Origin of the sequence: Erwinia sp. E_sp_B01_1 (genome assembly GCF_036865545.1) — a bacterium.
Classification (GTDB): domain Bacteria; phylum Pseudomonadota; class Gammaproteobacteria; order Enterobacterales; family Enterobacteriaceae; genus Erwinia.
Map to the genome: position 1 here is coordinate 3,224,458 of NZ_CP142208.1, position 12,234 is coordinate 3,236,691.

9 protein-coding genes and 1 pseudogene are annotated in these 12,234 nt (G+C 56.9%); 3 read left to right on the forward strand and 7 right to left on the reverse strand.

The window, feature by feature from the left end:
- Positions 1–11: 11 nt before the first annotated feature.
- The 3 genes from yeiB to VRC33_RS15240 all read right to left on the reverse strand — a co-directional run bounded on the left by yeiB (position 12) and on the right by VRC33_RS15240 (position 3,124).
- A complete protein-coding gene (gene yeiB, locus VRC33_RS15230; RefSeq protein WP_338557163.1) occupies positions 12–1,175 on the reverse strand; it encodes a DUF418 domain-containing protein YeiB in 1,164 nt (387 codons plus the stop codon).
- A gap of 20 nt (positions 1,176–1,195) precedes the next feature.
- Complete coding sequence (gene folE / locus VRC33_RS15235; protein WP_338557164.1) at positions 1,196–1,861, reverse strand: GTP cyclohydrolase I FolE; 666 nt, start codon at positions 1,859–1,861, stop codon at positions 1,196–1,198.
- Positions 1,862–1,987: 126 nt separating this feature from the next.
- Positions 1,988–3,124, reverse strand: a complete 1,137-nt coding sequence (locus tag VRC33_RS15240; protein WP_338557165.1) for a YbfB/YjiJ family MFS transporter — start codon at positions 3,122–3,124, stop codon at positions 1,988–1,990.
- Between the two features lie 127 nt (positions 3,125–3,251).
- Here VRC33_RS15240 and VRC33_RS15245 point away from each other — a divergent pair, with 127 nt between their 5' ends.
- From VRC33_RS15245 to fghA, 3 genes are read left to right on the forward strand one after another with little or no spacing between them, the layout of a single operon-like run.
- A complete protein-coding gene (locus VRC33_RS15245) occupies positions 3,252–4,145 on the forward strand; it encodes a LysR family transcriptional regulator (protein WP_338557166.1) in 894 nt (297 codons plus the stop codon).
- 33 nt (positions 4,146–4,178) lie between these two features.
- Positions 4,179–5,303, forward strand: a complete 1,125-nt coding sequence (locus VRC33_RS15250) for an S-(hydroxymethyl)glutathione dehydrogenase/class III alcohol dehydrogenase (RefSeq protein ID WP_338557167.1) — start codon at positions 4,179–4,181, stop codon at positions 5,301–5,303.
- A 12-nt stretch (positions 5,304–5,315) separates the two neighbouring features.
- Complete coding sequence (fghA, locus tag VRC33_RS15255; RefSeq protein WP_338557168.1) at positions 5,316–6,158, forward strand: S-formylglutathione hydrolase; 843 nt, start codon at positions 5,316–5,318, stop codon at positions 6,156–6,158.
- Positions 6,159–6,372: 214 nt separating this feature from the next.
- Here fghA and cirA read toward each other — a convergent pair.
- From cirA to VRC33_RS15275, 4 genes and pseudogenes are all read right to left on the reverse strand, one after another.
- Positions 6,373–8,339, reverse strand: a pseudogene (cirA, locus tag VRC33_RS15260) (catecholate siderophore receptor CirA).
- A gap of 171 nt (positions 8,340–8,510) precedes the next feature.
- Positions 8,511–9,296, reverse strand: coding sequence for an ABC transporter ATP-binding protein (locus tag VRC33_RS15265; RefSeq protein ID WP_338557169.1), 786 nt, complete (start codon positions 9,294–9,296; stop codon positions 8,511–8,513).
- On the reverse strand, positions 9,293–10,375 hold the full coding sequence (locus VRC33_RS15270) for an iron ABC transporter permease (RefSeq protein ID WP_338557170.1): 1,083 nt from the start codon (positions 10,373–10,375) through the stop codon (positions 9,293–9,295). Before VRC33_RS15270 ends, VRC33_RS15265 begins: the two co-directional genes overlap by 4 nt.
- A gap of 309 nt (positions 10,376–10,684) precedes the next feature.
- Complete coding sequence (locus VRC33_RS15275; RefSeq protein WP_338557171.1) at positions 10,685–12,151, reverse strand: amino acid permease; 1,467 nt, start codon at positions 12,149–12,151, stop codon at positions 10,685–10,687.
- Positions 12,152–12,234 lie beyond the last annotated feature (83 nt).

Genomic DNA, 12,234 nt, shown 5'->3' on the forward strand with positions numbered 1-12,234 from the left:
TGTGACGGCTGTCATCCTTCGCGCAGGCTTTTTTGCTGTGGCTCCCCGCCGGTCAGGACGGTGAGTTTGCGCCAGAGTGCTTCAACCGGCCCCTGGCGGAAGGTTCGCAGCCAGATAACGGAGAACAGCAGGTTAACCAGCCAGACGGCAGGCACCACCGCAAGGAGTTGCAGACGGTCGAGCTGATTGAACCAGCCCAGGCGATCGAACAGGGTGGTGCAGATCAGCGTCTGTAACAGGTAATTGGATAACGCCATCCGCCCCACGCAACTGATGGCATGAGTGATTTTCAGCGGAGCCAGCACAGGCCAGAAGCCGTAGCAAAGCGCAGCATAGCCTGTGGCCTGAAGCGGCGCGCCGAGTTCCCGCGGCACCTGTAAAAAGAAGGCGGCCCAGCGGAATTCCCAGCCTGTCGCCCACTGCAGGTAGATAGCGGGAAGTTCCAGCATCCAGGCTAGGGCAATCAGCGTCAGGCCGGTGCGGCGATAGTGCGTCAGGCTGCGGTTGCCCTGTAACCAGCCATTCCTCATCAGCGCGCCGCCGACCATCATCAATCCGGCAAGCTGCCAGCCATACTGCGCAGCCAGCGCCATCAGGCTGGAGGAGAATCTGTCCAGCCTTCCCTGCACCGCCTGCCAGCCGCCCTGGGTATGCCAGAAGGTTTCATACTGTACGCTGGCAATTCCCGGCAGCCATGAGCTGTTTGGCTCCGGGCCGGTGCCCATCCCCAGCACGATCAGCACCGCGCTGCCCGCGATATAGAGCATGATGCCGGTGTTCAGTAACTGTCGGGAAGTGGGCACGTCGCGGATCATTCTCCACACCACCAGCCCAACCAGGCCGTAGTCGAGCAGGATGTCGCCATCCCAGAAGAAAATGTTGTGAATTATCCCGACAGCCATCAGCCAGACCAGGCGTGACTGCAACCACTTTTTACCGCGAGGCAGCAAAAGTTGCAGGCTGGCACCGAACAGCAGCGCAAACAGACTGAGGAATTTAACCTGAGCAAACAGATCCATCGCCGCCCAGGTCAGGGCATCACTGAAGGAAGCCGTACCCTGCCAGGCGGGATTGAGATAGGCTGCCGAAGGCAGCCCGAAAGCGACGATATTGAGTAACAGGATCCCCAGAATGGCCAGACCACGAATAAAATCCAGCGTCTGAATGCGTGGCATGCGGGGTTCCTGTCAGTGGATCAGCTGTGACGAACCGCGCGCAAAAACTCCTGGCGGGTATTCTGACTCGATTTGAACAGCCCACCCAGCGAGGTGGTGGTGGTTGCGCTGGTGGCATCACGGATACCGCGCGCTTTCACGCAATAATGCACCGCATCAATGGAGACGGCGACATTGGTGGTGCCCAGCAGCGTTTGCAGCGCCACCAGAATCTGCTGCGTCAGACGTTCCTGCACCTGGGGGCGTGAGGAGAAGAACTGCACGATGCGGTTAATCTTCGACAGGCCGATCACTTTATCTTTCGGGATATAGGCCACGGTGGCCTTGCCATCAATGATCACAAAGTGATGCTCGCAGGTGCTGGTCAGCGTGATATCACGCACGGTCACCATCTCATCAACCTTCATCTTGTTTTCAATGACGGTGATCTTCGGGAAATTGGCGTAATCCAGACCTGAAAACACTTCATCCACATACATTTTCGCAATGCGGTGCGGGGTTTCCATCAGGCTGTCATCTTCCAGATCCAGATTCAGCAACTGCATGATTTCGGTCATATGCCCGGCAATCAGGCGCTTACGGGTTTCGTCATCCATTTCACGCGCAGGTGGGCGTAACGGGGTTTCCAGTCCACGGGCAAGCAAGGCCTGGTGAACGAGTGCGGCTTCCTGACTTAACGCAGCCATGGTGATTCTTCTCCGGCAGGTGAAACTCCGGCCCCCGTGCGGGGCCGGCATAAATTCTGAGGCGGTATTTTGGTACACAATGCGCCGTTAATCCAGTGAATCAATTTAAACAGCCGTGAAACTGTTTCATGCAGCCGCCGGATCGCGTCGCCAGACCAGTGCTCCAGCCACTAACAGCCCTGCCCCGGCCACATAAAGCGCGGGCTCCAGCTGATGCAGCAACGCGGTGGAAATCGCTGAAAGCAGCGGCCCGACTAACTGCCCTACGGCATAACCGGTGGTCAGCAACCCCGCCAGATAACGCGTATGAAGTGGCGCAAGCTCGCGACCGTACTGGAGAGAGAGTTGCACCACGCACAGGAAGCCGCCGCCAATCAGCACCGAGCCGAGCACCAGGCCGCTGAGGCCAGGCAGGATGCCGGAACAAAACACGCCGGCCGCCTGCGCCCACAACGCTATCGCCAGACGGGTATTTGCCTTGCCGTATTGCCGGGTAAGTATGCCCAGACCAATACCAACCACCGCTGCGCCGCCGAAAATCGGCCAGACAAACTGCGCAAAGTGGCTGCCGGGGAAGCGGGCTGCGGCCATCTGTGACAGGAAGGTGGCGGGCAGGATGTAGCCAAAACCGGCCAGGCTGTAACTCCACACCAGTTTTTTCAGCCCGGTGGTCAGCACCAGCGGTTCAGGCGCGCTTTCAGGGCGGTGTAATTCCCCGCGACGCGGCAGGTTGCGGGCGATCAGCGCGACCAGAATCAGTGCCAGCACGCCATAAGCGAACCAGGCCCAGGCAGCGCTGACGTTTTGCGAGTGCAGCACCACGGCCAGCATCCCGCTTAAAAAGATGCCGGTGCCCGGCCCCGCAAAGACTGCCGCACTCAGCCCCGGCCTTCCCAGCTTGTGCAACTGCTCATTGCTCCAGGCCGCGATCAGCACCATAGCCCAGCCGCTGGCCCAACCGATAAAGAAGCGGATGATGCCGTGCAGCCACGGCCCGGTGACGCAGGCAGAAAGCAGGGTCAGCACCACGGCCCCCCAAATCCCCACCTTCAGGCGCAGCTCCACCTGCCGGGTGGCGCGCATGGCATTCCACGAACCGCAGAGATAACCGAGATAGTTAAAGGCGGCAACTACCGCCGCACTGGTGAGCGATAACTGATGCTCACCAATCATCAGTGGCACCTGGGGAGTAAAGGCAAAACGACCAATCCCCATTGCCACCACCAGCGACAGAAAAGCGCTTAACGCCACGCGAAAAGCCATAGTGACTCCCTTGTTTTCAGTTCAAAGCCGGCATCAGTGCCGGGAAAGTGTTGCCAGCAGAGTAACGGATGACTATACTCACGAAAAGTGAATAATAATCACCAAGTTGCTCACGGGAAAAGAACGCATGGATTTAACCCAGCTTAAAATGTTCTGTTCGGTGGCCGAAACCGGCTCGCTGGCGCGCGCTGCCGAGCTGCTGCACCGGGTGCCATCTAACCTGACAACCCGCCTGCGCCAGCTGGAACAGGAGCTGGGAACCGATCTCTTTATCCGCGAGAAGCAGCGGCTGCGCCTCTCTCCAATGGGCCACAATTTTCTTGGCTATGCGCAACGCATTCTGGCGCTGAGCGAAGAAGCGATGAGTATGGCCCATAGTGGCGAGCCCGGCGGCAATTTTGCCCTGGGGTCGATGGAAAGCACCGCCGCTACCCGACTTCCCTCTTTGCTTGCCCTTTATCATCAACGTTTCCCCACCGTGGCGCTGTCGCTGATTACCGGCACCTCCGGAGAAATTATTGAGCGGGTTCGCGAAGGCACGCTGGCTGCTGCGCTGGCCGACGGCCCAATTCAGGTCGATGAGCTTAACAGCTGTATCGCCTTCCGCGAACGCATGGTGTTGATCTCCAGCCTGGAGCATCAACCCATTCTTGAACCTGCGGATGCCGCTGGCGATACCCTCTTCGCCTTCCGTCCCAGCTGTTCTTACCGGCTGCGCTTTGAAAACTGGTTCCGCAGCGCCGATGTCCAGCCCGGCACCTTTATGGAAATTCAGTCTTACCACGCGATGCTGGCCTGTGTCGCCAGCGGAGCCGGTCTGGCGCTGCTGCCAGAATCCGTTCTGGAACAGATGCCCGCCCAGGATCGGGTGAGCCGACATGCGCTACCCGATGAGGTGCGCGATGCCGCCACCTGGCTGGTGTGGCGACGCGATGCCTTCACTCCCAATGTTGAAGCGCTGAAGTACCTGATTATTGAACAGATTGACGATGCCCCTCGGGGCGATGAAATTCGTCCATAATTACCTGATAGTTTTCTTTTGGAGAGACAATGTATGCAAATGATTAAGACTCGCGCCGCTGTAGCCTGGGCTGCTGGTGAACCCCTTTCGATCGAAGAAGTGGACCTGATGCCACCGCAAAAAGGCGAAGTTCTGGTACGCATCGTAGCTACCGGCGTGTGCCACACCGATGCCTATACCCTCTCCGGTAAAGATCCTGAGGGCGTGTTCCCGGCCATTCTGGGCCATGAAGGTGGCGGCGTGGTGGAAGCGGTAGGCGAAGGCGTGACCAGCGTTGAAGTGGGCGACCATGTGATCCCGCTTTACACCCCGGAATGCGGCAAGTGTAAATATTGTCTGTCCGGTAAAACTAACCTCTGCCAGGCCATTCGCGCCACTCAGGGCAAAGGTCTGATGCCTGATGGCACCACCCGCTTCTTCAAAGACGGCAAGCCTATTTTCCACTACATGGGCACCTCGACCTTCTCTGAATACACCGTGATCCCGGAAATTTCCCTGGCGAAAATCAGCAAAGAAGCGCCACTGGAAGAAGTCTGCCTGCTGGGCTGCGGCGTGACTACCGGTATGGGTGCGGTGATGAATACCGCCAAAGTGAAAGAAGGCGATACCGTTGCCATCTTCGGCCTGGGCGGCATCGGTTTATCGGCGATTATCGGCGCTAAAATGGCGAAAGCAGGCCGCATTATCGCTATCGATATCAATACCAGCAAATTCGATCTGGCGACCAAACTGGGCGCAACCGATTTGGTTAACCCGAAGGATTACGATAAGCCGATTCAGGAAGCGATCGTTGAGATGACCGATGGCGGCGTGGACTTCTCCTTTGAGTGTATCGGCAACGTTAACGTGATGCGTTCAGCGCTTGAGTGCTGCCATAAAGGCTGGGGCGAGTCGGTCATTATCGGCGTAGCCGGTGCCGGGGAAGAGATCTCCACCCGACCTTTCCAACTGGTCACCGGACGCGTCTGGCGTGGCTCCGCTTTCGGCGGCGTAAAAGGCCGTTCGCAGCTGCCGGGCATTGTTCAGCGTTATCTGGACGGCGAGTTCCAGCTCAACGACTTTATTACCCATAATATGCCTCTGGAAGAGATCAACGACGCCTTTGACCTGATGCATGAAGGCAAATCGATCCGTTCCGTGGTGCATTTCCGCAAATAATCAGGAGGATTGATGCCATCCACTCTGGAGCTTCTTGAAGAACACCGGATGTTTGGCGGCTGGCAGCAGCGTTACCGCCATCCGTCAACGTCGCTGAACTGCGCCATGACCTTCAGCATCTTCCTGCCGGGGCCGAAACGCGATGCGCCGCCACCGGTGCTGTACTTTCTGGCCGGGCTGACCTGCACTGACGACAACTTTTCGGCCAAGTCAGGCGCCCAGCGTATGGCATCCGAACTGGGTATTGTACTGGTTATGCCCGATACCAGCCCGCGCGGTGAAGGTGTGCCTGATGATGAAGGTTACGATCTGGGCCAGGGGGCAGGATTCTATCTCAATGCCACCCAGGCACCGTGGAACAGCCACTTCCGCATGTATGATTACATCAACGAAGAGCTGCCCAAACTGATAGCGGATAATTTCCACGTAAGCGATCGTCAGGCGATTATGGGGCATTCGATGGGCGGCCACGGCGCGATCATGCTTGCGCTGCGCAATCCGCAGAAGTTCACTTCGGCTTCAGCTTTCGCCCCTATTGTTAACCCGGCAGAAGTGCCGTGGGGGCAAAAAGCGTTCGGTGCCTATCTGGGCGAGGATCGCCAGGCCTGGTGTCAGTATGACAGCTGCTGGCTGATGCGAAACACCACGGCGAAGGTGCCGATGCTGATTGATCAGGGGGATAACGATCAGTTCCTGGCCGATCAACTGCATCAGGAACGTCTGGAAGAGATTGCCCGCGAGAAAGGCTTCCCGCTCTCCGTGCGCATTCAACCCGGCTACGATCACAGCTACTACTTTATCGCCAGCTTTGTGGAAGATCATCTGCGCTTCCACGCTCAGTACCTGCTGGCATAAAAGCAGAAAGCCGGGCAGTTTTCTGCCCGGCTCAGACCGCTGACAAACCCCAAAGCGATGGGAGCATATGCCTTGAGCAAAGCATCACGGGCCATGGACGGCCCGTGCTGAGCTGCCAGGGAAGGCGCTTTTTGCGTCTTTGTGAGAGGCAAATGCTCCCTGAGCCTGCACTTTGTCAATAACCTCAGTCGGGCAGTTTTCTGCCCTGACTTTATCAGAAGGTGTAATCCACCGCGGCAAAGTAACGGCGGCCATCTTCGTTATAACTGTAGCTGTCGCGATTCAAATCTTTATCGCCCAGATTCAGCACCCCAGCCCGCAGCTTCACCGCTTTAGTCGCCTGCCAGGACGCACCGGTGTTCCACAGCACATATCCGCCAGGCGTTGCGCCATCATCACTCAGCGTACGGCGTTCGCCGGAATAATTAGCCTGAAGATAGAGTGACCAGTCCTGCAGTGGCGTCCAGTCCAGGGTACCGTTGGCGGTATGCAGCGGCAGCTCCTGCAGCGGTTTGTTACCGCCATCGCTTAAATCACGCCCGTCGGTGTAGGTATAGTTCAGCGTCAGTTTCCAGTGCGCATCGAACGGGATTTTTACTTCCGTTTCCAGCCCGGTGATCCGTGCCTTGTTGACGTTGTAGTAACGGAACACCGGATGACCGCTGGCATCAAAGCCGACAAAGTTGCTGTAGCCTGGCGCTTCCGTGAGGGAAGAAGTGCGCGCAATGTTGATCATATCATCCACATTGTTCTGGAAGGCGGTAATGCTGCCCGTGACGCCATCCAGCAGACCCTCATCCCCGGCGTAGTAAATGCCCAGCTCGAAGCTTTCGCTGGTTTCCGGTTTCAGCTCCGGGCTGCCGACAATGGCGCAACCACCGCGGCAGGAGTTGGTCTGCCAGTCCGGGCTGAGCTGCAGCAGTGAAGGGGCTTTAAACGCATTGGCCCAGCCCCCTTTCACCGTAATGGTATCGGTGGCGGTGTAAACCAGATAAGCACGGGGGCTCCAGTGATCGCCATAGGTCTGGTGATCGTCCATCCGCACACCGGTGGTCAGGGCCAGCGAATCAAAAATTCGCCACTCATCCTCCACAAACAGCGCGTACTGGCTGGCAGAGGTGGATCCGCTACCGGTCAGGTTCACCGGATCTTCCAGCTTGTCGTGACGCACTTCGCCGCCAAAAGTCAGTAACTGATTCAGATCGCCTAACGGCAGGATCAGCTTGCCATCAAGCGAGTTATTTTTGGCGACGATGTTATCGCCGCCGGTATAATTATCGACCTCATCACCGTAGAAACGCAGCTCGGTATTGCCCCATCCCCACCGGCCATCGTGACCCACAGCATAGTTCTGGCGCTCCAGGCGATTCTTGTCCAGCGAGTCGGAGTCACGATCCTGGCGATCGAAACCGTAGCCAAACGTCATGTCCTGTTTATCAGTGGGCGTCAGAGAGAACTCAACGTTGCCGTCGCGGGCGGTGTAGCCCTCAATACGCGGGCTGAGGCCGGTGGCCGATGTCGAAGAGTCCTGCTGAGCGTCTTTTTCACGCTTGCCAAGGCTGCCGTAGACCTTTACGCCCAGCAGATCGTCGATAAGGGGGCCGCTGGTGAAGAAGTTACCGTTGTAGCTGTCGCCACGGTCGCGGTGCTCCTGCACCGTGGTGTCGGCGCTGAGCGTGCCGTGCCAGGCCTTGCCGACTTTACGGGTGATGATATTCACCACGCCGCCCAGGGCATCGGAGCCATACAGCGAAGACATGGGTCCGCGGACCACTTCTATACGTTCAATGGCATCCGCCGGGATCCAGTTGAGGTCAAAATCATTATGGCGGAACACGGCGTTGCGGGAGTTTACGCGTTTGCCGTCAATCAGGATTAGCGTGTAGCTACTGTCCAGACCACGCAGGCTGACGCCTTTACGGTTGTCGCCTTCATCGGTCAACTGCACGCCGGGCACATCACGCAGCACATCTTTAAGGTTCTGCACGGGCTTGCGTTTAATCTCTTCAGCGGTGATGACGCTGATACTGGCGGGGGCATCTTTAAGATTTACTTCTACGGCTGAGGCCGTAACGACCATCGTTTCATCTTTTTTTCCGGTTCGTCAGCATCAACCGGAAAAGTGAAGGCCAGTGCAGACGCGCACAGTCCGCTACGAACAAGGGGGTTCAACCTGAACATGCTATTCTCCATGAGGCGCAATTAAAAAAGCGTTATCAATACCTTTTGCTCACACTTAAAATGCAGAGTTTCCCCCTGCTTTATTATTCCGGTTATCTTCCGGTTTTAATGTCGGTCTTATTATTGCGGGCGGTGTGTCCCGCCCTGAATTGTTTGCCTTGCCAGACTAATTTATACCAGTTCGTTAACCAGGCCATCTATCAGCACCTGCGGCGTCCCCTGCGTGCAGCGCTCGATCCGGCCCTTCACACCATAGACCCTTGCCAGGCTTTCCGGGGTTATTACCTCTTCCGGCGGGCCATCGGCAATTAACTCACCGTTCTGCAACATTAATACGTGTTCCCCGTGGCGCAGCGCGATATTAATATCGTGAACCACCACTACCGTAATAATATTGCGCTTTTTCGTTTCTCTGCGAACCAGATCCATAACGTGGAACTGATAATTTAAATCCAGGGCGCTAAGGGGTTCATCCAGTAATAACAGCTCAGGACGCCGGATTAGGGATTGGGCCAGACCAACCAGCTGTTTCTGTCCGCCGGATAATTGATCCAGGTAGCTTAAAGCCAGGTGCGCAATGCCGAGCTGTTCGAGCACGGCCATCACTTCCGCTTCGCTGGCGCTGCTGCTGCGGCCACCGGAAGCGCGCTGGGCAACGATAATTGATTCGAGCACATGCAGATGCACACCGGCAGGCAGCGACTGCGGCAGATAAACCACTTTCTCTGCACGACGGGCAAAAGGCTGCGACATCAGTTCCGTGCCGTTGAGCCAGATTTCGCCTTCAGCGCGGTTCAGACCGGCCAGCGAGCGCAGCAGCGTCGATTTACCACAGCCATTTGGCCCCAGCAGCACGGTGATTTTGCCACGAGGCAGCAGCGGCACATGCAGATTGCTGATAATTTTGCGTTTCGGATAGCCGGCGTGGAAGCCGCTGATGCGCAGACCTTCCATCACACAGTCCCCCGGTGGCGCAGAATAATACTCAGGAAGAACGGCACGCCCACCAGCGAGGTCACGATGCCGACAGGAATGATCACGCCGGGGATCAGGTTTTTGGACACCACCGAAGCCATCGACAGCACCAGCGCACCGGTCAGCGCACTGGCCGGCAGATAGAAGCGGTGATCTTCACCAAAAATCATTCTGGCGATATGCGGGGCGACCAGGCCGATAAAGCCAATCGGGCCGACAAAGGCCACCGCCAGTGCAGAAAGGATGCTGATGCGCAGCAGCGTACCGAGACGCAGACGGCGCACATCAATACCAAAGCTGACCGCGCGATCTTCGCCCAGGCGCAGTGCGGTGAGTTTCCAGGCGCTCATCATGGAGAACGGCACCAGGATGGCTAAGGCCAGCGTCAGTACGCCCAGTTTTTCCCAGGAGGCTCTTGCCAGGCTGCCCATGGTCCAGAAGACCAGGCCCTGCAGCGTATCTTCACTGGCGATAAACTGCATCATTGAGACCAGCGCATTAAAGGTAAACACCAGTGCGATACCAAACAGCACCACGCCTGAGGTCGCTACCCGCGTCCAGCGGGTCACGCCATCCAGCATCAGTGCGGCAAACAGCGCAAAGACAAAGGCATTGGCGGAGATAAACCACTGGTCTGGAATGCCAGGAATGCCGATGCCCAGCACAATCGCCAGCGCCGCGCCAAAAGCCGCCGCCGAAGAAACGCCAAGCGTGAAGGGGCTGGCGAGGGGGTTATTCAGGATGGTCTGCATTTCTGCACCGGCCAGGCCTAAAGCCAGCCCCACTACCACCGCCATCAGCGCATAAGGCAGGCGGATATCCCAGACAATCACCCGCGTCCCCGCATCCACAGATTCCGGGGAAAGCAGCGTCTGCCACAGGGCGTCAAGCGACAGGCCGGAGGGGCCAAGGGTAAAATCCAGCACCAGAGAGGCCAGGATCGCCAGCACCAGTACACTCATCATCATCAGACGGTGGCGCAGCATATGATGGTAACGGCCCATCACGCCCTGAGGTTGTTGCTTACCGGCGTATTGCACGGCTTCGTGGCTCACACTCATTCTTAATACCTGTGATTCCTGGAGTCAGTCGTGCCGCAATGATAAAGAGAAAAATGTAAAAATACTGCCCCGTTCAGTAACCGGGCCTGATAACGTCTGTTTCATCCTCTTACTCCTGCTCGCCCGGCTGGCGAGGCAGGCGGCGGCGCGACTGCAAAGATAACGGCGGTAACAATAAAGCAAATGATAATAGTTATCAATGATATTTGTAACATCAGCTTACACACAAAAAAGCGCGGCAGTGAAAGGCTTCTCAGATGGGATCATCCGGGAAGCGATCGCTGCCGCGCCTTTTACTGCTGCTGAAGCTTACTTATCGAAGCCCGGGAATTTCATCTCGCTGTATTTCACAAAGCGCGACTTTTTGGTCAGCCTGTAGCCAAACCAGATAATCAGGAACAGCGGGATCCCGATATAGGTGGCGGTTACGCCGTACCAGTCAATGCGATCGGCCAGGAAAGCCTGGTAGTTCTGCCCCAATGTGATGATCAGGCAGAGTACAAAGGCAAAGATCGGTCCCAGCGGGAAGAAGCCGGAACGGTAAGGCAGATCGGCCAAATCCAGCCCCTGCGCCACATAGCCACGGCGGAAACGGTAGTGGCTGATGGCAATGCCGAGCCAGGCAATAAAGCCGGTCATGCCCGAGGTGTTCAGCAGCCAGAGATAGACGCTCTGATTGCCAAACAGCGAGGTCAGGAAGCACAGCCCGGCGACTACCGTAGTGGCATATAATGCGTTACGCGGCACACCACCTTTGGACAGTTTGCCGAAGATGCGCGGGGCTTTACCGTCACGCGCCAGGGTAAACAGCATGCGGGTGGAGGCGTACATACCGGAATTCCCCGCCGACAGCACCGCCGTCAGGATCACCGCGTTCATTACCGCAGCGGCAGAGAGCAAACCAGCGTGGGTAAAGACCAGCGTGAACGGACTGACGCTGATGTCGGTAACATCATTACGCAGCAGGCTTGGATCGGTATAAGGAATGATCAGGCTGATAACCAGAATGGCAAAGACGTAGAACAGCAGAATACGCCAGAACACCTGACGCACCGCACGCGGGATATTTTTTGCCGGATCCTCAGACTCCCCTGCCGCTATCCCTATCAGCTCAGTGCCCTGGAAGGAGAAGCCGACAATCATCGCCACGCCAATCATGGCAGAGAAACCGCCTGCAAAAGGCGCATCGCCAGTCTGCCAGTTATGCCAGCCAGCCGTTTCGCCGCCGCGCAGGATGCCGACAATCATCAGCACGCCGACCACGATAAATACAATCACCGTCACCACTTTGATCAGCGAGAACCAGTATTCCGCTTCACCAAAGCCTTTTACGGAGATGTAATTCAGCAGGAAAATGATGCAGAGGAATAACGCGCTCCAGATCCAGCCGGGGGTGTCAGGGAACCAGTAAGTCATCACCAGCTGCGAGGCCACCAGGTCAACGGCGATAGTCACCGCCCAGTTGTACCAGTAGTTCCAGCCCAGCGCGAAACCAAAGCCCTCTTCCACGTAATTAGCACCGTAAGTGGAGAAGGAACCTGATACCGGCATATAAGCGGCCAGCTCACCGAGGCTGGTCATCAGGAAATAGACCATCAGACCAATCAGGATATAGGAGAGCAGCGCGCCGCCGGGGCCCGCCTGTGAAATCGTTGCGCCAGAGGCAACAAATAAGCCGGTCCCGATTGAACCGCCAATAGCAATCATCGTCAGATGACGTGCCTTTAACTCACGCCTTAACGCAGGTTGTTGTGTTGTTTTTGTGTCCTGAACCATCTTGAAATGCTACGTCCCAATAAAAATAAGGCGCGATTGTAGCAAACTCACCCTGAACGCCTAGTGATTCTGCCACGTTATAA

Bases quoted from the DNA above. Each gene is read 5' to 3' on its own strand.
- yeiB (WP_338557163.1), bottom strand. From the start codon at position 1,175: ATGCCACGCATTCAGACGCTGGATTTTATTCGTGGTCTGGCCATTCTG.
- folE (WP_338557164.1), bottom strand. From the start codon at position 1,861: ATGGCTGCGTTAAGTCAGGAAGCCGCACTCGTTCACCAGGCCTTGCTT.
- VRC33_RS15240 (WP_338557165.1), bottom strand. From the start codon at position 3,124: ATGGCTTTTCGCGTGGCGTTAAGCGCTTTTCTGTCGCTGGTGGTGGCA.
- VRC33_RS15245 (WP_338557166.1), top strand. From the start codon at position 3,252: ATGGATTTAACCCAGCTTAAAATGTTCTGTTCGGTGGCCGAAACCGGC.
- VRC33_RS15250 (WP_338557167.1), top strand. From the start codon at position 4,179: ATGCAAATGATTAAGACTCGCGCCGCTGTAGCCTGGGCTGCTGGTGAA.
- fghA (WP_338557168.1), top strand. From the start codon at position 5,316: ATGCCATCCACTCTGGAGCTTCTTGAAGAACACCGGATGTTTGGCGGC.
- VRC33_RS15270 (WP_338557170.1), bottom strand. From the start codon at position 10,375: ATGAGTGTGAGCCACGAAGCCGTGCAATACGCCGGTAAGCAACAACCT.
- VRC33_RS15275 (WP_338557171.1), bottom strand. From the start codon at position 12,151: ATGGTTCAGGACACAAAAACAACACAACAACCTGCGTTAAGGCGTGAG.